The following is a 25,714-nucleotide window of genomic DNA, read 5'->3' as shown; positions in this document are numbered from 1 at the left end:
TCATGTGATGGCATTATTAATGTGGTAGTGCTGCTATATTTTGTTTCGATATCTGTTCAGATAAGTGACCAGATAATTGTGGTGACAATTCAGCTTGTGCAGCAGTTGGGCTTAAAACGCCTGTTTTTTTAGAGCGGGCTCTAATCATAGGTGCAGGAATCACTTTTCCTTTAACTTTAGGAGCAGGTATTTTGTTACCTAATAGACGTGAATTGATACAAGCACGAATTTCATCTAGGGTGTAATTCGCTTTTACTTTTATTCGTAAATGAGGCACCGAGGCAGCTTCAAGTGCGCCACTGACAAACCAGTCTTTTTTTACTTTGTAACCGCGGCCTTGTGTGTCTACTAAATCAACAACGCCTAATAATTTCATTGTGTTGCGTTCACAAATGACAAAATCTAAGTATTTTCCTTCAGCATTTGCTGCAGCATTTTGACTTGCGCGACTAGAAACACCTTGACGAATAGTCACGATGTCAGACAACTTTACCCGGTTAATAACGCGATAGTTTGATCCCATCGCTTGTTCAAGTAAATTCAGAAAGTTTTTTTCTGCGGGAGTAAAAACAGAGGTTTTAGGGTCAAAAGGAAAGGGAAAACTATTATCATTTAAGCGACTTGCTAAGACACCAACAATGACAATCAGGCTAATTAAAGCAAATAAAATAATTTCCATAACATCTCCAACACTTCAAATTATTGACGCTTGATTCCTAAAAAAAAATAAAGCGATTACTTAATACTGATTAAGCATAATTTGTGCCAAAGAGATTAATTTGATGGTTTTGGTTTTAACAAAAAGTAGTACAGCTAATTTGGTTAGTATTTTTCCATCGGGTTAATTGTTTTATACCTAACAATTAACCCGCCACTAACTTGCCACTATTGGTTATGCGCTTGGATATTTTGCTTCTAATGCCGCATATAGTTGTTGCTGAAAATCATCGGCACTGGCATCAAGTGTTTTAACTAATTTGGCTAACACTTCATTGTCTTCCTCACCATGCCATACTTTAATATAGCTACCTTCTTTATAGCCATGATCTTGACGGAAAAAGTTTAAGGTATTTTTACCCACGTATTGGCGGAATAATTCATCTAAATCCATATTCATTAAAGACATGCAGTCAGCTAATGCTTTTGCATCAAATGATTTTTTGGTTACTGCGCCAGAGGCTAAATTTTCTAAGGCAATTTTAAAATCATTTTCTCCTGTACCTTGATGCAGTTCTTTGGCAAGCTTGCTTGAAATGTACTCAACATTTTCACCTGTCATTAAGCGTAAGCTTAGACCAAAATGAAAAATATCTACTAATTCAAGCTGTACCTGAGGTATGTCAATTTCTTGATGCTTCCACCACTTCCAGCCGTGGTGATCTAACATTTCGGCACATTCAACCCAAATAGCGCGATACCATTCGTAACCGTTACTTCGCCATGTTTCACTAACACGCGAGTTCATTGCATCTTGCATGGTTAACATTTGATTGATTTGTTTTTGTGCTACCGACAAGGCAGTAGATAAATGTTCGCTCATTATGTTCTCTGATAATTTAATTTAGACGGGGTTATTTTGCCTAACCTAGGCTAGTCTGACAAGTATTTGCTGATATTTTGGTGATTTTTACTTTTGACTAAACAATTTTTTACGTACCATGGCACGATAATCTTTGGGTGTTAACGATAAATTTTTCTTGAATAAACGAGTAAGATGCCCCTGATCTTGGTAGCCGACATGGTAGGCAATTTCTTGTATCGATAAATTACTTGATGCTAACAAATCTTTTGCGGTTTCTATTCTTAATTGTTGCCAATATTCGGTTGCGCGAATGCCTGTCGCTTTTTTAAAACGGCGTGAGAATGATCGCTGGCTTAAGTTAAATTGCTTGGCTACTTCAAGTAAACTAGTAGTACTACTTAAATTTGTGTGTAACCAAAACTGAATTTGCGCAATTAATTCATCTGCATGCCTATCCACCGCGCCTTCTAAATAGCGTTGTTCTTCGTAAGGCTTTCTAATTTCATGAGAAAAATTACGCTCAACATTTTGTGCCGCTGCTTGGCCATAGGTTTGACTAATAAGATGCACAATAATATCAGCTAAGGCATTTAAACTTGCGGCACAATAAATACGTTCAGATTGAGTAATGAAAAAATCAGGTTTGATCTCTACTTTTGGGTAATCGCGTTTAAATTGTTCAACATAGTGCCAATGTGTGGTTGCGCTGTGATAATCGAGTAAACCAGATTCTGCCAGAAAACAAACCCCCGTCCCTACAGCCAGTAATGTTGAGCCACGCTGCCAACAGTAATTTAGCCAAGAAATGAGTTTTTGATGCTGTTTCAATATCGGCCTTGGGTTTCTCCATAGGCTAGGAATTAAAATAATGTCAGGTCTGTACACTTCATTTGTAGTGCTGCTTTCAATTTTTGAGTCGTGATTGAATGTAATATTTTCTAAGGTAATATCAGGTAAAAGTTGAATGCCAGCCCGAGAGGTAACTGCTTTGTCTTCTTGGCTAATTAAGTGTGTTGTTAGTTTAGGGGCAGACTTATCGTAACGTCGACCAAAAGCCTCACCTGCTAATAACATTTCTAGCGGTAAGGTTAAGCCTGTTGCTAATATTTGCTGATAGATCACTAACCCCACTTTTAACTGATTAGTTTCCACACTGTTTTTTTCATCTATTGACATATATTTTATTAAATTCATTATTTCGGCCATTATGGCATATTTTTTGGCTGTAATTGCTTATTATTTTGTTTTTCTTAACGATAAACTAGCATTATTAGAATTTGATAAATTGTTTATCGTAAAGTTAGGTATTTAAATGAAAGCACTACCTGTAGTTATTGGCATGGGGGGAATTAACGCCTCTGGTCGAACATCATTTCATCAAGGTTTCCGCCGTATTGTTATAGATAAAATTAATGCAGAAGCACGTGAAGAGACCTTTGTCGGTTTAGCTAGCTTAATGAAGTTAGTTTCGTATCAGCAAGGTGAGTTGGTGGATCAGCAGGGTAATGTGATTGCTGCTAATGAAGTAGAAGCTAAGTTAGGGCAACAGATCCTTGATGGTACCTTGATTCGCAAAATAGAAAAGAATCATTTTGATCCAGATGCTACCCATTGGCATCAAAAAATGCATGTGCAACCTATTGATAAGCACATATCTTTTGAACTTAGGGCAAAAGAATTACCTCATCCTTTACCTCATGCTTGGCAAGTTACTGATATTGGTGAAGGTAAAGTACAGGTTGAAATTCCTGAGCACTTAACTATAACTCATGATGCCTACCGCGATAATCCAATTAAGGCGGCGGGACAAATGCCAACAGGTTTTGAGCCAAGCACACTTTATAATAGCCGATATCAACCACGCGGTTTACAGGCCACTATTTTTGCTGCCACTGATGCCATTCGCTCTACAGGCATAGAGTGGGATGCGATTTTAGATAAAATTAGCCCAGATCAAGTCGGTACCTATTCAGCGTCTGTTGTGGGGCAAATGCAACAAGAAGGGCTGGGTGGTTTATTAAAAAGTAGGCTTTCTGGCACAAGGGTAAGCACTAAGCAGTTAGCGTTAGGCTTAAATACAATGTCAACTGATTTTGTTAATGCTTATGTTACAGGCAATGTTGGCACAACCTTTTCTTCGTCAGGCGCTTGTGCCACCTTTCTTTATAATTTACGTTCTGCTGTTCAAGATATACAAGCGGGTCGAATTCGTGTTGCTGTTGTAGGTAGTGCAGAAGCACCTATTACACCTGAAGTTATTGAAGGCTTTGGTAACATGAGCGCATTAGCTAATGAAGAGGGATTGAAAAAATTAGACCGTAGTAATACAGCAGATCACCGCCGGACAAGTCGTCCGTTTGGTGAAAACTGTGGCTTTACTATTGGTGAAGGCGCTCAGTTTGTTGTATTAATGGATGATGCTCTTGTACTTGAAATGGGTGCCAAGGTTATGGCATCTGTTGCCGATGTGTTTGTTAATGCTGATGGGTACAAAAAGTCGATTACTGCTCCTGGTCCTGGTAACTACATTACGATGGCGAAATCGGTTGCGTTAGCTCAAAATATTGTAGGTAAAGAATCATTAAAAGAGCGCAGTTTTATTTTAGCGCATGGCTCAAGTACCCCACAAAACCGTGTAACAGAATCATTAATCTATGATCGTATTGCATCGAGTTTTGATATTACTAATTGGCCAGTTGCGGCACCTAAAGCGTTTGTTGGACATACAATTGGCCCAGCGAGTGGTGATCAAATGGCAATGGCGCTGGGAATTTTTAATGACAATATTATGCCAGGTGTAACTACTATTGATAAAGTTGCTGATGATGTTTACAACGAGCGCTTAAATATTGCGACAGAACATTGGCATTGTGGTGATATGGATGTTGCCTTTATTAATTCAAAAGGTTTTGGCGGTAATAACGCCACGGCTACGGTAATGTCACCTAAAATAACGCTGGCCATGATAAGTAAACGCTATGGTGAACAAGCCATGATTGAATACCAAGAAAAACTATCATTGGTTGAGCAAGCGCAAAACGTTTATCGTCAACGTGCTAACCAAGGTGAGTTTGATCTTATTTATAAATTTGGTGAAGGCTTACTAGATGAAAATATGATTGAAATTAATAATGACAGTTTACGTTTTGCTGAATTTAAACATAAGATTGTTTTACCTACTGAAAATCCCTTTGCTGATATGGTTTAATCAAATAACCAATGTGTGATTTTCTTGATGGAAAATAACTTAATCAACTTGGTATATGTATGTCTAAAATTGAATTTTCTAAAGAGCAACGTGAGAGTATGGTTTACAAATTACAAACCTACTTCAACAGAGAATTAGAGCAAGAACTTGAGCAGTTTGACGCAGAGTTTCTGCTCGATTTCTTTGCTGAGCAGATTGGTGCCTATTTTTATAACCGCGGACTTCACGATGCTCGTGCAATTTTTGAGTCGAGAATAGAATCTATAGACGATGAAATTTATGCCAACGAAAAAGAAATTTTGAATTAGTTCCATATTCTTATTTATTCTACTATCTGGTGTAACATGCATTTAGTTCTTATAAGACATTGAACTTATTGTTTTTAGTTGTGTCTATTGTGCATGAACATTAAAAGGAAGAGACAAGGTTTGTGCCAGCGGTATTAGTAATAAAAGGAAATGTTATTGACCAGCCAACACTAGCGTTGGCTAAGAAAGGTAATTTTTCGATGAAAAAGCATTTTTTGTTTTTCTCGATATTAATACACTTTTTTCTTGCTTTGTTACTGTTTTTAATTGCTGAATCAGAAAAGCCTAAACCTAATAACGTCACCACCAAAACAATTAAAAGTTACTTATATAAAGCACCATCTAAGCCCGTGAGTGTTGTTCCTATCACGGTAAAAAAAATACCTAAAACAGTAGAGAAATTACCTAATAAAATTGAAGCTAGCCCCCAAAAAAATGAAGATGTGACGGTAAAAACTAATGTTACTTTACAAAATCAATCAGAAAACCATCAACAAAAACAGTTACCTGTTGTTAAGCAAGAAAAACATAGCTTATCATCGAATATAAAAAAGAAAAACACTATGAATACCCCTAGCAAAGCAGGGTTTTCAAGTTTCAAACAATTAGAAAGTTTACGAAAGTCGATTAAAGAAAAGGTGATGGCAGAAGGCGTAGCAGCACATCAAAAATTTAGATCACCTTCAATTATGCATGGTGCTCAAATGCCAGTTACACGTTCGAATCAGCCATTAACTTTGGAAGAAGTCCACGAAAAAAACACCCTGAAAATGTCAGACAATATATCAATAACTAAACATGATAACGGCACCTGTATAATAGAGAGGGAACAATTTTTAGGTAGCCCCGTAGAAGGTTCTACATCAGCTTTTGCTTGTGGGGAAAGTAAATTTGATAAAAGCTTTCGTGAACATATGCGAAAAGTACAAAATAAAATAATGCCTAAAAGGTAGCTAACGCTATACAGTGGTTTTGATAAAAGCAAAAAATACTGTACATAAAAACAGTTTTTGCGCTATATTATAAATTATCATTTAATAGAACACTTTTTGATTGAAATTATATATTGCAGAAAAGCCCAGTTTAGGTCGAGCCATTGCCGCAGCATTACCTAAACCTCATAAAAACCATAAAACTCACATTGAAGTTGCTAATGGTGACGTGGTTAGTTGGTGTGTAGGGCATATTTTAGCGCAGGCTGATCCTCAAGATTATGATGAACGCTTTAAAAAGTGGTCTATGGAAACTTTGCCTATGTTACCTCAGCAATGGAAGTTGATACCTATTGCTCGTACTCGTGCTCAGCTAACGGCGTTGCGTCATCTTGTTAAACAAGCTGATATCATTATCCATGCGGGTGATCCAGACCGTGAAGGTCAATTGTTAGTTGATGAGGTTATTGATTATTTTAATGTTTCTACTGCTAAAAAGGCCGCAGTGAAACGGTTGCTGATTAGTGATTTGAATTTACCTGCAGTTAAACGTTCTCTAAACTCACTTAAAAATAATCAAGATTTTATGCCCTTGTCAATCTCTGCATTGGCACGTTCAAGAGCTGATTGGCTGTATGGGCTCAATTTAACGCGAGCATACACCTTACAAGGACAAAAACAAGGCTATAACAGTGTATTGTCAGTAGGACGAGTACAAACACCACTATTGGGTTTAGTGGTAAGACGCGAACAAGCGATAGCTAATTTTGTATCGAAACCGTTTTATCAGGTGCTAGCTCATTTAAGTCTTAGTCAAAACCAAATTAATGACAACGAGTGCTTTACTGCTAAATGGCAGCCTAGTGATTCTTGCCAGCCATATTGTGATGAAGAAGGGCGTGTTTTGGTTAAAGCCTTAGCTGAAAACGTGGTGGGCAGAATTAAAGACCAACCTGCTATTGTAGAAGATATTAGTATTGAGCAAAAACAGCAAAATCAGCCTTTGGCATTTAACTTATCTAGCTTACAAATTTCAGCTGCTAAGCAATTTTCAATGAATGCTAAATTAGTACTTGATGTATGTCAGGCTCTTTATGAAAAACATAAGCTGATTACTTATCCTCGGTCAGATTGCCGTCATTTACCTAAAGAGCAATTGAAGCAAGCCCCCGCCATTATAAGTATGTTAGCAGGCACTAAGTTACCCTGTAATGAACAAGCAAAAAATGCTGATCCGTCTATTCGGAGTTACGTTTGGAATGATAAAAAAATCACGGCTCATCATGCGATTATTCCCACTGAAAAATCGCCTAATAATATTAATTTAAATCCATTTGAAAAGAATATCTACTTGCTGATAACTCGTCAATATCTAGCGCAGTTTTATCCTGTTTATAAATATCAACAAACCAAATTAACGGTAAAGATTGCAGGAGGATTATTCACCACAAATGCTAAGGTTGAACAACAAAAAGGTTGGAAGGTACTTTTTCCTAGCAATGATAAAGCAGCGCTACAAGAGAATAAGCAACTGCCAATTTTAGAAAAAGGGCAACATTTACATTGTTTGCAAGGGGAGTTAATTGAAAAACATACATCACCACCCGAATCATTTACTGATGCAACATTGTTAGCCGCTATGACGGGAATTGCACGTTTTGTTAGTGATGAAAACATAAGAAAAGTGTTAAGAGATACCGATGGATTGGGTACAGATGCAACTCGTGCTGGTATTATCGATTTACTTTTTAAGCGTAATTTTTTACAGCGACAAGGAAAAAAAATAGTTGCTACCGATATTGGCGTTGCACTCATTAATGCCTTACCTGTAAAAGCAACACTGCCAGATATGACTGCGCAGTGGGAGTCGATGTTAACGGCAATCTCTGAAAAAAATGCTAACTACGTCAGTTTTATGAATCCTTTAATCACTACTATTACCGAGATGATTTCAGAAGCTAGTCAACAGCCTTTTACTGGTTTACCTAAAGTAGATTTTAAACCAAGAAAAGTAAGAAAAATAAAAAAAAGATTTACTAAAAAAGCAACAGGGAATGTGAACAGTAGAATACAAGCATGAGAATAATTCTTGAAAGTTCGCATCCTTAGTCAACAGTTCATGATAATTAAATTGAATGACGTGGCAAGATGCTAACAAAATTTCACATTAAATAAACATGATCAACACATTAACATCACAGATTATAACTGTCAGTCTATATAACATAATGTCAACTTTCATTGAGGTAAAGCGACTTAGGAACATATGTGATGAAAAAATTGATTGTACTAGTTTTAATGGCAACAACGATATTACTTTCTGCCTGTGGTAGTTCAGATAAAGATAAAATAACGAAAATAGATGAAGTGCCACAATCTGTTTTTAGCGATTACAATGGTGTTTGGGAGCTTAAAGGTACAGGTGATGTTTGGGTGATTAATGATGAAAAGCTAACAACTTATAATTTTAATAGCTTTGGTTGTATTAAGAACTTGGATATAGAGCTTACAGATATTGAAGAAGCGGTTAATTATTTATCGATTAATGAAGAAAGTACGGAAATTACTTTTGATAATTTAGGCTCTAGCAAAGAGTCTTATCAATTGATTGAGCAAATTCCCAAAAGCTGTAAAACAGACAATTTATTAGCACAAACTGATTTGGCTACTAACTTCGAGTTTCTTTGGCATACCATGAACGACTACTACGCATTCTTTGAATTACGTGATATTGATTGGCAAGGTGTATATGAAGAGTATCGTCCTCAAGTTACATCGACAACAACCAAACATCAATTTTTTGAAATGATGGAAGAGATTTTTAGTCAATTTGGTGATGGTCATTTAAGCTTGTCTGATGGTGAAGAATATGAAAGTGATGGTACCGCATTTAACGGATTTATCCTTGAAGTGTTACGTAGTGAACTTGTTGATGCCGAAGATGACTTTGAAGAGGCATGGCGTAATCTTAAAACGTATAATGACCATGTATTAACAACGTTATTACAAGAGCATAAATTATACAGTCATGAAGAGAGTGATGCTATTCGTTGGGGAAAACTGTCAGACAATATAGGCTACATTCGAGTTGACCGCGTACAAAATATTAATGTTAAAGGCGAACAAGAAGAAGCTGATAATTTTTTAGAACAGTTAACGCTTATCAGTCAAGATTTGATAGATACCGATACTATCATGCAGATAGCCTTAGCTGATATCGGTACTAGTGACGCTCTCATTATAGATTTACGTTTTAATGGTGGGGGGTATGATAATGTGTCACTTAAAATAGCGAGTTATTTTAGTCATTCAGCGCAAATTATAGGCACAAAAAAAACGCGTAATAAGTATTTCGAAAGTGCTGAATACCCACTCAATATTGCTAAGTCACCTATTGAAGCATATACCAAGCCTATTTATGTTATTACTGGGCGCTCAACGGGTAGTGGCGGTGAAGTGCTTTCTATGGCGTTAAAGGCGTTACCGCAAACCACCTTAATTGGCGAAGCAACTAATGGTAGTGTTTCTGATATTTTAGAACATTCGCTACCCAATGGTTGGGTTTTATCACTCAGCCATGAAGTATATACAGACGTAGAAGGTACAAATATAGAAAGTATTGGTGTGACACCTGATGTGGAAATGCCCGTATACGCTTCACAAGATTTAATGTATGTTTCTAACACACCTATTGATTATATTTTACAAAAAATTGGCGCTCCATCTTATACCACACCAAGCATATCAGAGGTTGAAGAAGCATTTGAACAACACTTTATACCGACTAATATCCCAGGTATTGCCATTGCCGTCATTAAAGATGATAAAATTGTATATCAAAAATCTTATGGCTTCGCCAACATAGCGCAAGAAATTGAAGTTTCCATGGATACGCCTTTTAATGTGGGATCAATAAGTAAAACAATTTTAGCCACGGGAATTATGCAAAAAGTTGAACAAGGAGCCATCAGTTTAGCTGATGAACTTACTACGATGAATTTATCGTTTGATCCGAACAATCCATTAAACCAAAACAGTGGGATTACTTTGCGCCATTTAGTGACCCATACCTCAGGTATTCGAGATAGTGATGGTTATGGTTGTAGTTACTTTGTTCATGAAAGTGGCGTGGCTTTCTCTCGACCGTTTTGTGATGAAGATTGCCCTGAAAATGCAACAACAGATCCTACAACTTTCTTTGCCAATGATTACTTTAATGAAAATGGTCGCTATGTGATGGACGGTATTTATAATACTGATGAAGATGGTTTACCTGATATAACCCATGAATACAGTAATGTTGCTTCAGGGCTTGCTGGTTATGCCGTTGAGCAAAAATTGAATGTTGATTTTGCAAATTCAATGAAACAGACTATTTTCATGCCATTAAATATGATTAATACCTCGTGGCGATATACTCAGTTAAGTGAAACTAATCCTAAGGCAGTTCAATATACACTTGATGAAGACTTAGAGCCTATCGAAGTACCTGAATTTAGCTACCCAACGTTTTACGATGGTGATTTAAATACAAGTGCAAATGATTTAGCTAAATTTTTAATCACTATTATTAATGGCGGTGAATATCAAGGTAACCGTATTTTAAATCAAGAAACGGTTGATACAATGTTATCGTCTCAAACCGATGTACTAAATCAGCGTGACGTGCAAGGGGTATTTTGGTATTGGAATGGTGCATTTATTGGGCATGGCGGCGGCGATCCAGGAACGAATGCACTAATGCAATACAACACAGTCACTAAAACAGGTATTATTGTACTGATGAATGGTGAAGATGGTTATTTGGGAAATGAGGAGGCGGGCGAAAAATTATTGCCTTTAATATCTACACTTTACCGGTATGGTTTAGGGCAATAATCAAGCATCAAAGAAAACTGAACATCCTAATTAATGGCTCTTACTTAGAGCCTACAAAGTATATTAAACCACCAAAAATAAAAGAATTGCTAGCATTCTTTTATTTTAACTTCAATTAGTTGGTTGATTACAAAATAGTTAAGTAACCTGAGCTCGGTTTAAGATATTGTTAACCTGTTGAAAAATAGATATTAAATTTTTGGTCCACTTCTAGCTTGATAGTTTTACTTAATTCAAGGCAAATTTACGCGTCAATAGCTGGCCTATTGCAAGTGAATTTAACGCCGAAGTTAGTAAAAATAGCTGCTAGAAGAACATTTATTAAGCCGAGCTCAGGTTAAGTACACATATTTTATACCTAAACCACCTCAAGATGCAGAAACGAGTATCTTGAGGTGGCTTTGGGATATATTGAGATAATTTACTGGCTATATTGAAAAAGCGAATCCCAGCGCTTATCTAGGTGTTGTTTGGCTTGAGCCAAAGAAATAGCTTGATAAATATCGCCTTTAAACGTAACTAACTGCATACGTTCAAGTTTTTCTATTGCATCAGATATTTCAAAATCAAGGTGACAGTTATATTTGCTCATAAACCAAGCCTCAATTTTTTCATCTAGCGCAGACTTGCTTAAGCCTTCTTCACTGTTCAGTAAGAAGGTGTACGCTAGTAATACTTCTTTAAAGTCTTCTTCTTCTGCCGCATCAATTAAGGTATGGAAAACACCTGCGTTATTATCTAAACTTTTAAAGTAAAGGTTATCTGATAATGCTTTCATAAATTTTATTTTTCTATTTTTAAATTTACTCCACTCTTTAAAAACAAAACCAGAAAAAATGGCTATGCCTAATCCCAAAGAAATAAAGTGTTGCTGTGTCATAGCAACAGATTCAGAGCGCCAACCAAGCCAAAATGCTATTAAAGCCCATAGAATTAAAAGAGACGCCCCTAGTTTTGTTACTAAAACTACCGTACCTCCTACCATGGCAGATGCACCAATGATTGCTTTATCGATTGGCCGCATTCTTACTTCACTATTAGGAAAGAGCATTTCTAAATCAGCTTTTGGTACGTTTTGAAATAGTTTGATTATTGTTGAACTAGGCTCATATCCAAAAGGTTGTTTCTTTTTTTGTGCAAAGTAAGCTTTATCTTTGAAGGTAATATATACGGCCACGCGATCATAGTTGGTAAAGTTGATGGTTTGCTTACGCAACCCCCATAATGAGGTAATGGTTTCGCTTAATTGTGATTCGCCTCGGCGATAAAAAACGACTTGTTCAAAATCATCAAATTCAACTTCGAGCCTAACTTTGAATAACGACTCTTCGGTGAGTGCTTCTTTTAAGTCTTGTTCAGTAACTTTCTCAAAGTTAGCGGCATTTAGAATTTTTGAAAAATTATCTGCAAAGGCTGCTTGGCACTGCTCTTGTTCTGCTAAACTTAACGTTTCTAACTGCTTTGTGTCTGAATTAGGGTCAAAAGGGGCATAGTTATTTTTTAGTGACTCTAATAATTCATGATAGTCAAAATGCATAACACTGGAAAGTAGCTGACAGAACTGTTGAAAAGAAAGTGTTGTACTTTCATTCATTAATTCTTGTGAGCACATTTCTACAATATCTTGTTTTCTATAAGGTATAAATCGTTCGTTAGGCATATTAATCAGTTTTTTTATCGTTAAATAATGAGAGTTTAAGGTAATTATCAGCATAGAGAAATAAAAATCGTGAATAGTAAACTCACTTAAAACGAAACATGCTTGTTAAATCTATGTGTAAATAGTGTGAACTTGAATAGACTTCTACTATTTCATCTATGCGATGTTAAAATATTCTTTAAAGTCTATTTTTACTAATAGCCCTTTTAATAAAGGGCGATTAAATCAAAAAGAGTACAAATATATTCTACAAGTGCATAACAAATCGATGGTTTGTCCGATTATCGCTTGCGATTTATCCTGTGAGGAAATATGATTGAGTTAATTAAAACTATATCAATGATAAGTTGAAATAAATCTTTAAATGAAATGGCTGTAAATAGGGTATTGCTTTAAAGATAAAATTTTAAATTGTTCGGGAAATATTAAACATGCGCTTGGCTTTACTTGCTCTAACAGTTAGTTGTCTATCATACGGAACTGTCGCTTATGCTACTAACCCCATTTCTGACAAATCAGTCAATGGTTTAGAAATTCAATTAAATGCTAAAGAGGTTGAATATAATAATTTTATCTCTTCCTTGAGCGAGTTAAATCAAAAGGTTACTAATGGGCAAGAAAAACTTAGTTTGTTACGTGATCAAGGGGCTAAATTGCAAAGTGCCAGAGCACAAGCATTACTTAATATGAATGAGCGATACGAAGCAATGGTTGATAACCCCGAAGAGGATATTGCTCAAGCACAAAATGCCTATCGTCAGGCTATTCTGGATCAAAAGCGTAATAAAGAAGAAATTAAAAAAAGTATTCAGTTACAAGAAGAATTAAAAGCTCAACTTGCTCAAGCCAATTTAGATCGTTTTACTTTAGCCAATGCTAGAGAAGCGTTAATTGAAGAAATTCGTATTGCGCGTGTGAAACGTTTACGTAATGAATTTGAGAAGCAAGATGAATTAAACGTAACGCAAATGGTAACTTGTGATGCCAAAGAAACATTAAAACAATGTATTTCACGTAGCAACCAATTAGCAAAGCAAAAAGCATCTAAAGAGTTTATTGATAATTTATATGCATCGGCAACAGAATCCGAACTAATTAATAATTATAAAAATGAATCTGCCGCACAAGTACGTTTATTAAAGCATAAAGTCATTTCAGGTGAGTTTAGTGGTCAGGGTGACTACAATACCTCAATTACTGTTAACTTACAGGGCTCTTTACCTAACATTGAAGCGTGTAAATTATTAAATTTGTCTGCTCGCTATTGTAGTTATGATACTGATCATACGCCATTATCCGCAATCGTTGGTGATGATTCAGTTGATAATATCACTTCTGATGATGATTCGGTTTTATATGAATTAACACTTCGCTCTGATCAATATGATGATGAAGTTTTTATTGATGGTGTTAGCTACGGCTCAACTAAAATTTCAGTTATGCTAAGTGCTGGCATGCATGATATTACCATTAGTAAGCCAGGATACCTTGATTACAATGATCAATTACGTTTAGTAAAAAATACAACAATCAAGGCAGAATTAGTCAAAGCCTCCATTAACTTTGCCAATGGCGAAAAGATTCAAGATATTTTGCCAGGTGATGAATTAGGCCCTGAATTAATAGGTATACCCGCGGGGCGATTCAAAATTGGTGATATGAAAGGTGCGGGTTTGTCTAACGAAAAACCAGCCCGAGCTGAAGAAATATTAAAAGCATTTGCTATTGGCCAAAGTCAAGTAACCGTAGGTGATTTTAAACACTTTGTTAAAAGCACTAATTATGTTACCGAAGCGGAAAGTGAAAATGGTTGTGCGGCTTACGTGGATGGCGAACCAAAATATAACAGTGTGTTAAATTGGCGTAATCCAGGTTTTAAACAAACAGATGAACACCCTGTGGTATGCGTTAGTGATAAAGACAGCAAAAAATATTTAGCTTGGCTTACTAAACAAACTGAACGTAATTATCGTTTACCTAATGAGTTAGAATGGGAATATGTTGCGCGTGCAGGCAGCATTGATAATTACTGGTGGGGGAACGATATTGGTAATGCTAAAGCAAATTGTGCCTACTGCGGCAGTAAGTGGTCAAATCGTAGTACTGCCCCTGTAGCTTCATTTAGACCTAATAAATTTGGTTTGTATGATACGGTTGGTAACGTGTGGGAATTAACCAATGGTAATAAGGTAGTTGCTCGTGGCGGTGCTTGGAACTTTGCTCCTAAACTAGCTCGTACCTCTGTGCGATTAGAATTATCTACAGGCTTTCGTTCTAACTACTTAGGCTTTAGGGTATTACGCGAAAATTAAAGTAAACATTACGCGACTTTATTAGCAATACTTTAAATAAAAAAGGAACTATATGTTCCTTTTTTATTGCCTTCAATTTTTTATTCCCACTTCAGATCTTCAATAGCAAGCTTAGAACAAGCAAAATTGATAAGGCTTATATGCCGCATTATTGATTTTAACAAGGGAACAACCATTCTCTTCAATCGATGCCTGTCTCTAAGTCTTTTAATTCTCGCTGAGTGGGAAATAGCTTAATGAACTGGTATTCGCTACTCTGTAAATAACTTAGACTGGTTTCTACCGTTGTTTTTTGCTTTATATAGTGCTTTGTCAGCTTGCTTTATCCCTTCTTCTAGATTGGATTTTTGAGTATCAATTTCGGCAATACCTGCGCTAATGGTGAAATTTAACGTATCTTGTTCAATTTTAAATGCTGTATTTTCTAATTCCGTTCTAATACGTTCAGCCAGTTTAAGGGCATTGTTTAGCTGTGTATTTGGCATTAAAATAATGAATTCTTCACCGCCATAGCGTGCAAAAAGATCTTGATTACGAGACTTTGCTTTAATCACATCAGCAACGTGTTTAATGGCTTTATCTCCTGTGCTGTGCCCATATGTATCATTAATCTTTTTAAAGTTATCTATGTCTATAAGGCTAACCGAAATAGGCTGCTGGGCTAGTGTAGCTTGTTGTAACAGCTTATGTGCAGCATGACTAAAGTAACGGCGATTAAACAACTGGGTTAACGGGTCAGTTGAGGCTTGTATTTGAAGCTCAGCCTGGGTGGTTTTGAGTTTTTCTAATATTTTAATGCGGTAGGCAATAATCAGCGATAGAACTAATCCTTCAAGTACAATACCAATGCCAACACCATGACTATTAATATAATTAAACTCAGCTTGTCCTTTATAAAATAAAACGGCTAAGACGCTAAAAACTACAAATAAGCCATGACCCAATAAAAAGAAAAGCGCAACAGCTTGTTTTCGAATAAGCATTGATAAAGTAACACAAAGGCTAACAAGCATCATGATTGCCGCTAAGGTACTGGCATATTTCAGCGCGGTTAATACATCAAACAAACCATAAACAAAATCAATGACCAATAAAATTAGCATGAAAGCTAATGCTCTATGTTCAATTGGGTATTTTTTCTTGGTTTCAAAAATGTGCATCATGAAAAGCAATAAAAATATGGGCATAGCAATTAACGAAAGATGCCATCGTAATGTGATGTGACCGTATATGTTAAAAAGATCTGCCAGTAGCCCATAAGAGAGTGCAATCCAAAAACCACCAGTGATAAGGTAGCAAGCGTAAAAAAGATGCTCTTTTAAGCGAGATGTAAAAAACAACAAAAGGTTATAAATAATAAGCGATAGGAGCATACCAACAGCTAGTGCAATATCAGTATATTGGCCTAATAATATTCTTTTTGATTGGTTTTCATCGTAAAAATTAAGCGCAAACCATTGATGTGAAAAAACGAGGCTTTTTACAAATAGCGTTTTTTGCTGCTGAGGAGGAAGAATAACATCAAATATTGCACTACCACGGTACATCCATTGCTGAGTAGCTTTATCGTCCATATTAAGTATGCGCTCACGTACTAGCTTGCCGTTGACAACTTCATAGAGTTCTACGGCCCTGTTGTGATAAGCGTAAGGATGATGAAGGTAAATGGTTAGTGGTGTTTTATTTGTATTTTTTAGCTCTATTTTTGACCAAGTTGCTTTTGCTGCTGTTCCTAACGATAGAGCATTAGGCGTAAGAGTAAAGTTTTGATGTTGCACTTTGTCGAATGGCATATCTTCATTCTGGTCGACAAAATAGCCCATTTCAAAATGTTCAAGCTTTACAGTATCGCTATTCATTAATTGCGTCGGAATTGATTTCTGTAGATTTTTTGCATGGGCGATTGACAAAAACGAGAAACACAAAAATAGCAAAGAAAAAATAAAGGTGCTTGGTTTAATACGGATCATTAATTATCTTCTGTTGCGGATAAGCACGTAGTTTTTTAATCTGAAATTTATCCTAACCGATTGGTTAACCAAAAAGTACTTTTATTATTGGTGACTTTTTTGTCCACTCAGCGTTGATTACAAATATTCTTGATAATAACACCCTGAGAAATAGTATCCCATCTTTCTGTACTAGGGGACTATATTTATGATAAATAAAATAATCCATCATTGAATTAAAAGGTTTCAAAAAATAGCGTTCATATATTAAATCAGTAAGCTCATGATTGTACTTTGAGCTTACCGTTAAATACTCTAAAAGTTCAATTTATAACAATCTTGTCGTAGCTTATATAGAAGCAAAAACTTTTGAATTATCATATTCAATCATATACAATCACATCCACTCATTTTGAGCTGTAATAATCTTTTTATCAAACTATTACTTTCCAAAGTCATAGTTTATCAATTGGTGCAAAGACCAGATAATGTAGCGCCATAAAATATTGTAAAACTATAAAAATAATTTTTACTAAATAACCACCGTGAACATGGAAACATCTTGCGTTGGTGATATTGGGGATAATTTCATGAAACGATATATTTCAACATTAGCAGTACTGTCTTTATCACTATTGACACTGTTAAATGTAAGTTATGCGTCAGATAAACTTCTACAACCAAAAACAATTTTTGTTGCCGGTGACTCAACAGCTGCTACTTATAATAAACCTAACCATCAAGGTTGGGCAGGTATTTTTCAAAGTTTTTTTGATGAAAAACATACCAAAATAGATAACCGCGCACGTGGTGGCCGTAGTAGCCGTACATTTATTGCTGAAGGTTTATGGCAAAAATTAATTGACGATGTTCAAGCTGGCGATATTGTTTTTATTCAGTTTGGCCATAATGACTCAAGTCCGATTAATGATGATCGTCGTGCTCGTGGCACTATTCCTGGCATTGGCGATGAAAGTGTTGATATTCACAATTTACTCACCGATAAAGACGAAACTATTTATAGCTTTGGTCATTACATTCGTAAAATGGTTAGTGATGTAAAAGCCAAAAATGCCACACCTATTTTAATGTCGTTAACGGCAAGAAAGTTATGGAAAAATCATCGAATTGAACGTGGTTCTGGTCAGTACGGTGCTTGGATGTATCAATTAGCATGGGAATTAGACACAGCTTTTATTGATTTAACTAACCCTGTAGCGGATCAACTCGAAGCACTTGGTCAAGAAAAAACCGCGCAAATGTATACCAAAGATTATGTTCACTTTAATTCGTTAGGGGCTGAATTGCATGCCTCAACTATTGTAGCTGCGTTAAAAGGTTTAAAGCCAACTATCGATCCCACATTTTATTCTGAAAAAGGTAAAAATGTAAAAAGTAACGATTGGACTTGGCTACGCCTGCCTATTGTTCATGATGTTAATTTACCGAGTGTGTTTATGGTGGGTGACTCCACCGTTCGCAATGGTGCTGGTGACGGTGCAAATGGTCAATGGGGTTGGGGCTCGTTTTTAGGCAATCACCTTAATACAAAAAAAGTCAACTTAGTGAATCGAGCCATTGGTGGATTTAGCAGCCGTACCTTTATTACCGGAGGCCATTGGCAAAGAGCATTAAATATGATGAAACCGGGTGACTATGTTTTAATTCAATTTGGCCATAATGATGCCGCCGCACTTAATGATGATAAACGTGCTAGAGGTACTATTAAAGGCACAGGTTATGACGTTGAAGTGATCGATAACTTATTAACCGGTAAAACAGAAACAGTATATAGTTATGGTGGTTATTTACGTAAAATGATCGGTGAAGCGCGAGCCGCCGGTGTTACCCCTATTATTTGTTCACCCGTGCCAAGAAAAATCTGGCAAGAAAACGCTGATTTTATTGCTCTATCAGACGATAGTTATCCGCAATGGGCACAACAAGTTGCGCGTCAAAGCCAAAGCTTATTTATCGACTTAAATACGTTAATTGCAGATAAATATAACCGTTTAGGTAAAGAAAAAGTTAACCTACTCTTTGGCGATAAACATACCCATACCAGTGAAGAAGGGGCAAAATTAACCGCCTCAACTATTGCCCAAGAATTACAATATATACTTTCAAATTAACATGACAGGATCATACAAATGATAAATATCGGTTTAAGAGCACATGACTATGGTCAAGGTACGCCTGATGAAATAGCCAAAAAATTAGGTGCTTACGGTGTTAATTGTATTCAATTAGCCTTGGCAAAATCATTTCCATTTATCAAAGAGGAACCAGGTCAATTAAGCCCTGGTTTAGGAAATACCATACGTGATGCCTTTGCAAAGCAGGGGATAAATATTGCGGTATTGGGTTGCTATATTAACCCTATACACCCTGATCCTATTTTAAAAGAACAATCTCTACAGCGTTTTGAAGAACATCTACGTTTTGCTCGTGATTTTGGTTGCGCTATTGTGGGGACTGAAACCGGCTCTCGTAATGCCGATTGTACTTTTCACCCTGATAGCCAAGGTGAAGAGGCTTTTTTAGAGTTAGTGGCGGCAGTTAAACGCTTATCTAAAACTGCTGAAAAATATGGCACAATTGTTGGTATTGAAGGGGTTGCTCATCATCATACCATTCATACTTATGAAAAAATGGTGAGAATGCTTGAACTAGTTGGTTCACCTAATGTACAAGTTATTTATGATCCAGTTAATTTCTTCCCATTAGATGAATGTGAACAGCAAGAGAAACTGATGGATGATGCCTTTACTTTGTTTGGTGACCGTATTGTAGCTATTCATAGTAAAGATTTTGTTATTAATGATGGTTTAAAAGAAGGAGACTTACCCTCTGGAACGGGGGTTATGGCACATAGCCATTTAATTAAGCATTTGATAGAGAAAAAACCGTATATTCAAGTAATTTTAGAAAATACCAATATTGATAATGTTGAACAAGTCATATCTGTACTTAAAAATACTTAATAGTTAAATTAAGATTTTAGCTTACTAATTTAACTGATAGCCAATAAGTTTCTTACATCTTTGGCGATAACTTTTCTCGTTATTGCCAAAAATCTATTATCTTTACCCACCCATTCTCTATTTTCCCGTATTACATCATTTCATCTATTAAGGTTTTAAAGAGTTAAAAATAATTTCACTGACTACTTTTTCGTGTGTTTTATGAGTTGCAGTTTTAAATAAGTTGTTCTTTAATTATACTGTTTGTTTTTTTATCTTTAAATACAAGGTGTTGTGTTTTTTTTCTTTGCTGTTGCTATTTTTATTTCTTTCGTATGATAAGTACGTTATGAATATTATTTTTGACTATGTGTGATTATTGTTGATTGAAAATGACTAAAAGTTGTTGACGCTCTAAATTTATCTGTTTAGTATGTTTTTGCACTTTATTACTAAGTAAAACTTGTACGTTCTCGCGTAAGGTGAGTAATAAAATAGTAAAAACAAAAATATATAGATACTTATAAAGTACTTCGGGGAATTAAATGTCTGACAATAACAACATCTTAAATACTAGTGGAACAACTGTTGCACCTCAATTCAAACATAAAATTTTAGCAAAACATATTGCGTCAGTATTCGTTGCAGGGGCTATATTAACAGCTCCTTCCACGTTTGCTGCTCAGCAGCTTCAAGAAACTGACATAGAAGTGAAAAAAGTCGCTAAAAACAAAAAAGAAGCTTCTAAAAAAGGTGAAGAAGTAGAGGTTATTGCGGTTTATGGTATGCGATCAAGTTTACGAAGCGCTATAGATCGTAAAAAAGAAGCGGGAACAGCCATGGACTCTATCGTCGCTGAAGATATCAGTGATTTTCCTGATAAAAATATTGGTGAAGCTTTACAACGAGTAACAGGTGTTCAACTTGGTCGTGAATTTGGTGAAGGTACAGCAGTTAGTATTCGTGGTGTCGAACCACAACTGGTTAATGTTGAAGTTAATGGTGTTAGTGCCGTAGGTGCATCAGATCCGTTTGCAAGTTCAGGTCGTTCAGTCGATTTTGCTAGTATGTCATCAGATCTTGTTAAAGCATTAGATGTTATTAAAGGTGCCGAAGCGCGCTTAACCGAAGGTGGTATTGGCGGCACAATTAAAGTTATCACACGTAAACCAAATGATTTTGAAGAGAACTTTTTACAAGTTAGTGGTGAAAATCAATACAATGATTTAACAGAAAAAAATAATCAAAAAGCTAACTTTATTGGCGTATACAAACTTAATAATGATTTTGGCGCTATGCTAAATATATCGGTAAGTAATAAGGACTCTACTTACCACGCACTAAAAAATACAGAATGGGTAAGACAAGCAGATTACGACGGCTCGACTGAAAAAACCTTTGTGTCTCCTGATTATGCCGATATAAGCAATGTAGTTGGTTGTTCTGATAGTGCATGCGAAGAGCAATGGTATGATTTTAGAGCACGTATTCCACGTAATAGTGTTTGGAACCGTGATGAAGACCGTATCAGTGCTAACGGTATGTTACAGTACAATGTTTCTGAAGATTTATCGACATATGTTGGTTATACCTATACGAGCCGTAATTTTGAACAAGTAGATTCTAATTTACAATTAGAAGTAGCTTCAGAAAGTAACTTACAAAGTGATGGCTTTGTTGTTGGAAAAAATCATAACGCTTCTCAATATATAACACGCGAAGCAACTATGGTAAATCGCTCTATTCACAACGATTGGAAATTGAAAACGACTATTTTAGATGCAGGTTTTACTCTCGATAAAGATGTATGGACACTAGAAGGTACGGTAGGTTATACAACACAAACGCAGAAAATTGATCAAATTGAATCTCGTGTGAATGCTAACAAAGTAGCGGGCGTGACGGTTGAGTTTGCTGACAATGGCGCCCCAATATATGACCTGGCAACAAATGGTGGCTATAGAAATAACGAGCCTACCCAAGTATTTGATTCAAACGATGCAAGTGCTTATTGGTATTATTCTCGTGTTTACAATAAGCCAATTGCTCAAGACAATGATCAATTAATGGGTAAGTTAGATTTTACTTACCGTTTAGATAACGACATTTTTACTAATATTCGCGCAGGTGTTCGCTTAAGCTCTGAGTATCAAGATCATAGTCAATATGACCGCCGTATTACTCGAGTGATTGGCTCAGATGAATGGACAGGAGAAGATCAAACACGACTCATTACAGATAACTCTTATAATATAGATAACTATTTTGGTAGCTACGATGTTGGAGTTCCTGTTACACAAGGTTGGTTGGCATTAAAACCACTTGATTTTTATAATGATTTCATGTCAGTAAATGCAGGTAATATCACTGAAGCAGAATTAGAAATGACTCAGGCAGCTTACTACGAGGTAGAGACTAAAACACAAGCTGTATATCTTCAAACTGACTTTGATACCGAAATTGCTGGAATACCTTTTTGGGGGAATTTAGGTGTTCGTTATGTACAGAGTGATGTTGATACAACAGGGAATGCGATTGTTCAGGTACAAATTGATGATCCTGACGGCACTCCAGATCCAGTTGACGGTACAATACCTAATACAATCGATCCAGATCATCCATTAGCATTTAACGATATATCTACGCTTTCACATGATTATAGTGAAATTTTACCTAGTGTTAACATGAACTTTGGTTTGATTGAAGATGAACTGATTCTTTATGTTGGCGTTGGAAAGGTGATGGCTCATCCTAAAGCAAAAGATTTAAATATTGCTGCTAGTTGTACAATACGTTTAGATACAGAGTCTATGAACCAAGGCCGTACTAACACTTGTAGTGCTGGTAACCCTAGACTTGAACCGTATGTTGCTAATCAATTTGATTTAGCTTTGAATTGGTATGTTAATAAAGACACCATGTTATCAGCTGCGTATTTTACGAAAGAAATGGATACTTGGACAATTGATAAAACAACTCAATATGCTCAAGATTTTTTCAATGATGGTACTTTATATGATGTAGACCAAAAACTTAATGGATCTGGTGCAAAAACAGAAGGAATTGAGTTTTCAGGATCTACTTTCTTCTCATTTTTGCCTGAACCATTCAACAACATGGGGATTAATGCGAATTATACTTACATGGATTCTAAAGATGTTGGTTTATTTAACCAATTAACGAATGAAGAGCTAGAATTTCCATCTCAATCTAAAAATAGTTACAACGTTACTTGGTTCTATGAAACAAAACCTATCAGTTTTAAATTAGCTTATAACTATCGTGATAGTTACTTAACATCTCCATCTGACCGAGGAGGTAACCCAGTGTATGTTGACGATGCAGGTTTTCTGGATGCGAAGTTAGTATATAGACCACAAAGTGGTGTATTAGAAAACTTTAAGTTTCATATCGATGCTCGTAACCTTTTAGAGGAAGGTAATATTTATCAAAATGGTCCAGGTCGCATTAGTGAGATCCGCTATTCTGGTAGAGAATTTTCAATAGGTTTTACTTATAAAATGTAACTATTGTGAATAACTGTTCATAAATAATATTGCCAGTCAGTTAACCTGACTGGCATTTTTAATGAAGGGGGTTTACTTATTTTTTAAATGTTCGGTAGGTTAAAGCCTCAATAAATATACTATCTGGAGAATATATGAAATTCACACGTCGTAATGCTATTAAAATAGCTGGGGCTGGAGTTAGTGTAGGCTTAGCGGGGTGTTCAGGTTTATTATCTTCCAATCAAACAGATCAAACTATTGCTAATAAACCCATACGCAACAAAAAATATCGCGTAAAAAAACTGTATCACGGTGTTGCCTATTATCCTGAACTTTGGCCACTTGAAAACATTGACCAAGATATTATTGAGATGAAAAAGGTAGGCATTAATGTAGTTCGCATGGCCGAGTTTGCTTGGGCAACCATGGAATCAAATGAAGGCAAAATTGACCTTAACTTATTTAAAATGGTGATGGATAAAATGCATCAAGCTAATATTGATGTTATTTTATGTACCCCCACAGCAACCCCGCCTATTTGGTTAACTCATAATCATCCTGAACGTTGCCACAAAAATGCTGATGGTGAAATAATGAGTCATGGTGCACGTCAACATGCAAGTTACGAACATCCTGATGTACGCAAAGCCAGTTTTACTATTATTAATGCCATGGCTAAAGAACTAGGTGGGCACCCTGCATTAATCGCTTGGCAGTTAGATAATGAAATGAAAGCCCATGTTGCGGAAGATTTTAGCGATGCGGCAGTAAACAATTGGCACCAGTGGTTAAAACAACGTTTTGGTACCATTAAAAGGCTTAACATGGCGTGGGGCACAAAAATATGGAGCCAACACTATCAAAAGTTTGATCAAGTACCCGCACCAGTAAAAACACCATTTTTACATAGTGCCTCGCTAAGTACCGCTTATAAAATGTTTTGCCGAGAAAGTGTTGCTGACTTTATGAAAGCACAACGTGATGTTATTTGTCGACATTCTGTTTGTCCTATAACCCATAACGATAACCCTGCATTTAACATTCATCACGAACGCTCAATGCAAGCATTAGACTTTGCTTCATACGATGCTTATCCAACAGATCAACAATGGCAAGCACTAGTGTTTCGTTCTGACTTGTACCGAGCCGCAATTCCTGGGCGCGCCTTTTGGTTAATGGAAACCAGTGTTTCTCATAATGGTTGGTTGGGTAATCATCAACCACCACATTCACCAAGTTTTTTAAACGCTGAAGCAATATTAGCATATTCTTTAGGCGGCGAAGCTTTTTGTTATTGGTTATGGCGTCAGCAACGTACTGGTGCCGAATTAGCACATAGTGCGGTAATGAGTGCTTGGAATACCCCCAGCATTGGTTACAACGAAGTTAAAAAACTCAATGTAGAACGAAAAAAGCTTGAACCCATACTTATTAATACTCAAGTTTTAACGCCTGAAATTGCGGTAACTTATTCAGATCATGCGCGCGCCATGATTGAAACTGAGGAGCTTGATAAACGGAAAGATTTTCCTAAACGTTATCGTGGCGTTATTGAAATGTGGCATGCTAAATTAATGAATTTAGGCTATCACCGCGAAGTACGCTTTGAAAATGCCGAACTCGACGGTTTAAAAGTATTAATAACACCAGCTATGCCTTATGTTAGTGCTGAATTTATTACACGAGCATTAGCTTTTGTTGAGCAAGGCGGCACATGGATAGCTGGGCCTGTTACTGGAACACGCGGTAAAGAGCATAATGTACCCACAACAGCAGGGTTAGGGTTACTAGATAAATTAGCTGGCGTAGAAACAAAATTTGTTGTGCCGTTAACACATACGGGGGCGCAAGGCACGGCCTTTGGTATTACAACTGAGTTAAGTGGTTGGTGTGCTGCAATGACTGCAAAAGTAGGTACTAAGGTTATTGGTAGCATTGATTCAGGCGTAGCCAAAGATAATGCTTTTATTACCGAACGTAATATTGGTAAAGGTCGTGTTGTGATTTTAGGTGTTCAACCTTTTGGTGATAAAGCTGATGAATTTTTATCTACAATGATTTCGCATTATGCGGACAAAGCGGGAGTTACAGAGCGTTATCAAGTAACTAAAGGCACTATTGTTGCGCCAAGAATAAATGAGCAAGGGGATAAATTTTGGGTTGCTATTAATATGGACGGGCAAGGTGGGCAACTGATTTTACCCAAAGGTGCTGTTGATGCTAGGAATAATCGAGTTATTGAAGACCATAGCTTAAATTTGTCACCTTATGAGTGGCGAGCCATTTACCTTAACATTTAGTTAGTACCAGTTTTATTAATTAAGTGATCTATTTTATACGTAGAAAAATTGCCAAGGATAAGGTGGTTTATTTCAATAACTACTTGTTCTAATTATTAAATAAATAACGATGTGGTGGGGGATTTTAGTAAGTAGAAATGATCACATAGTTAGTGAGATTAATGGTAAAACTA

15 protein-coding genes are annotated in these 25,714 nt (G+C 36.3%); 10 read left to right on the top strand and 5 right to left on the bottom strand.

Annotated elements, in window-relative coordinates:
* Nucleotides 1–16 precede the first annotated feature (16 nt).
* From ACE1OF_RS06750 to ACE1OF_RS06740, 3 genes are all read right to left on the bottom strand, one after another.
* On the bottom strand, nt 17–679 hold the full coding sequence (locus ACE1OF_RS06750) for a DUF2726 domain-containing protein (protein WP_448893497.1): 663 nt from the start codon (nt 677–679) through the stop codon (nt 17–19).
* Between the two features lie 213 nt (nt 680–892).
* Nucleotides 893–1,516 carry a dUTP diphosphatase gene (locus ACE1OF_RS06745; protein ID WP_448893552.1) on the bottom strand — a complete coding sequence of 208 codons (624 nt, stop codon included), beginning with the start codon at nt 1,514–1,516 and terminating at the stop codon, nt 893–895.
* Nucleotides 1,517–1,627: 111 nt separating this feature from the next.
* Complete coding sequence (locus ACE1OF_RS06740) at nt 1,628–2,716, bottom strand: GlxA family transcriptional regulator (RefSeq protein ID WP_448893496.1); 1,089 nt, start codon at nt 2,714–2,716, stop codon at nt 1,628–1,630.
* Between the two features lie 118 nt (nt 2,717–2,834).
* On the opposite strand from ACE1OF_RS06740, the gene ACE1OF_RS06735 reads away from it, so the two are divergent.
* From ACE1OF_RS06735 to ACE1OF_RS06715, 5 genes are all read left to right on the top strand, one after another.
* Nucleotides 2,835–4,730, top strand: coding sequence for a beta-ketoacyl synthase (locus ACE1OF_RS06735; RefSeq protein WP_448893495.1), 1,896 nt, complete (start codon nt 2,835–2,837; stop codon nt 4,728–4,730).
* 59 nt (nt 4,731–4,789) lie between these two features.
* Nucleotides 4,790–5,038 (top strand): DUF2164 domain-containing protein, encoded by a 249-nt coding sequence (locus ACE1OF_RS06730; RefSeq protein WP_448893494.1) that lies wholly within the window; start codon nt 4,790–4,792, stop codon nt 5,036–5,038.
* Nucleotides 5,039–5,160: 122 nt separating this feature from the next.
* Nucleotides 5,161–5,991 (top strand): hypothetical protein, encoded by an 831-nt coding sequence (locus ACE1OF_RS06725; protein ID WP_448893493.1) that lies wholly within the window; start codon nt 5,161–5,163, stop codon nt 5,989–5,991.
* Nucleotides 5,992–6,091: 100 nt separating this feature from the next.
* Nucleotides 6,092–8,050 (top strand): DNA topoisomerase III, encoded by a 1,959-nt coding sequence (locus ACE1OF_RS06720; RefSeq protein ID WP_448893492.1) that lies wholly within the window; start codon nt 6,092–6,094, stop codon nt 8,048–8,050.
* Between the two features lie 191 nt (nt 8,051–8,241).
* Complete coding sequence (locus tag ACE1OF_RS06715; protein ID WP_448893491.1) at nt 8,242–10,848, top strand: serine hydrolase; 2,607 nt, start codon at nt 8,242–8,244, stop codon at nt 10,846–10,848.
* Between the two features lie 421 nt (nt 10,849–11,269).
* Here the strand turns inward: ACE1OF_RS06715 and ACE1OF_RS06710 are convergent, their stop codons facing one another.
* Nucleotides 11,270–12,508, bottom strand: a complete 1,239-nt coding sequence (locus tag ACE1OF_RS06710) for a TMEM143 family protein (protein WP_448893490.1) — start codon at nt 12,506–12,508, stop codon at nt 11,270–11,272.
* Between the two features lie 431 nt (nt 12,509–12,939).
* On the opposite strand from ACE1OF_RS06710, the gene ACE1OF_RS06705 reads away from it, so the two are divergent.
* The gene (locus ACE1OF_RS06705; RefSeq protein WP_448893489.1) at nt 12,940–14,820 is read left to right on the top strand and encodes an SUMF1/EgtB/PvdO family nonheme iron enzyme; all 1,881 of its coding nucleotides are present in this window, start codon (nt 12,940–12,942) and stop codon (nt 14,818–14,820) included.
* 251 nt (nt 14,821–15,071) lie between these two features.
* Here the strand turns inward: ACE1OF_RS06705 and ACE1OF_RS06700 are convergent, their stop codons facing one another.
* Entirely contained in the window at nt 15,072–16,790 is a 1,719-nt protein-coding gene (locus ACE1OF_RS06700) for a sensor domain-containing diguanylate cyclase (protein ID WP_448893488.1), read from the bottom strand.
* A gap of 569 nt (nt 16,791–17,359) precedes the next feature.
* On the opposite strand from ACE1OF_RS06700, the gene ACE1OF_RS06695 reads away from it, so the two are divergent.
* From ACE1OF_RS06695 to ACE1OF_RS06680, 4 genes are all read left to right on the top strand, one after another.
* Nucleotides 17,360–18,901, top strand: a complete 1,542-nt coding sequence (locus ACE1OF_RS06695; protein WP_448893487.1) for a rhamnogalacturonan acetylesterase — start codon at nt 17,360–17,362, stop codon at nt 18,899–18,901.
* A gap of 18 nt (nt 18,902–18,919) precedes the next feature.
* On the top strand, nt 18,920–19,753 hold the full coding sequence (locus ACE1OF_RS06690) for a sugar phosphate isomerase/epimerase family protein (RefSeq protein WP_448893485.1): 834 nt from the start codon (nt 18,920–18,922) through the stop codon (nt 19,751–19,753).
* 524 nt (nt 19,754–20,277) lie between these two features.
* Nucleotides 20,278–23,259, top strand: coding sequence for a TonB-dependent receptor (locus ACE1OF_RS06685; protein WP_448893483.1), 2,982 nt, complete (start codon nt 20,278–20,280; stop codon nt 23,257–23,259).
* Between the two features lie 134 nt (nt 23,260–23,393).
* Nucleotides 23,394–25,541 carry a beta-galactosidase gene (locus ACE1OF_RS06680; protein WP_448893482.1) on the top strand — a complete coding sequence of 716 codons (2,148 nt, stop codon included), beginning with the start codon at nt 23,394–23,396 and terminating at the stop codon, nt 25,539–25,541.
* Nucleotides 25,542–25,714 lie beyond the last annotated feature (173 nt).

The organism is Colwellia sp. E150_009 (assembly GCF_053543955.1).
The sequence above is the reverse complement of the archived record's forward strand: the minus strand, read 5'-3'. Positions and strand labels throughout refer to the sequence as shown.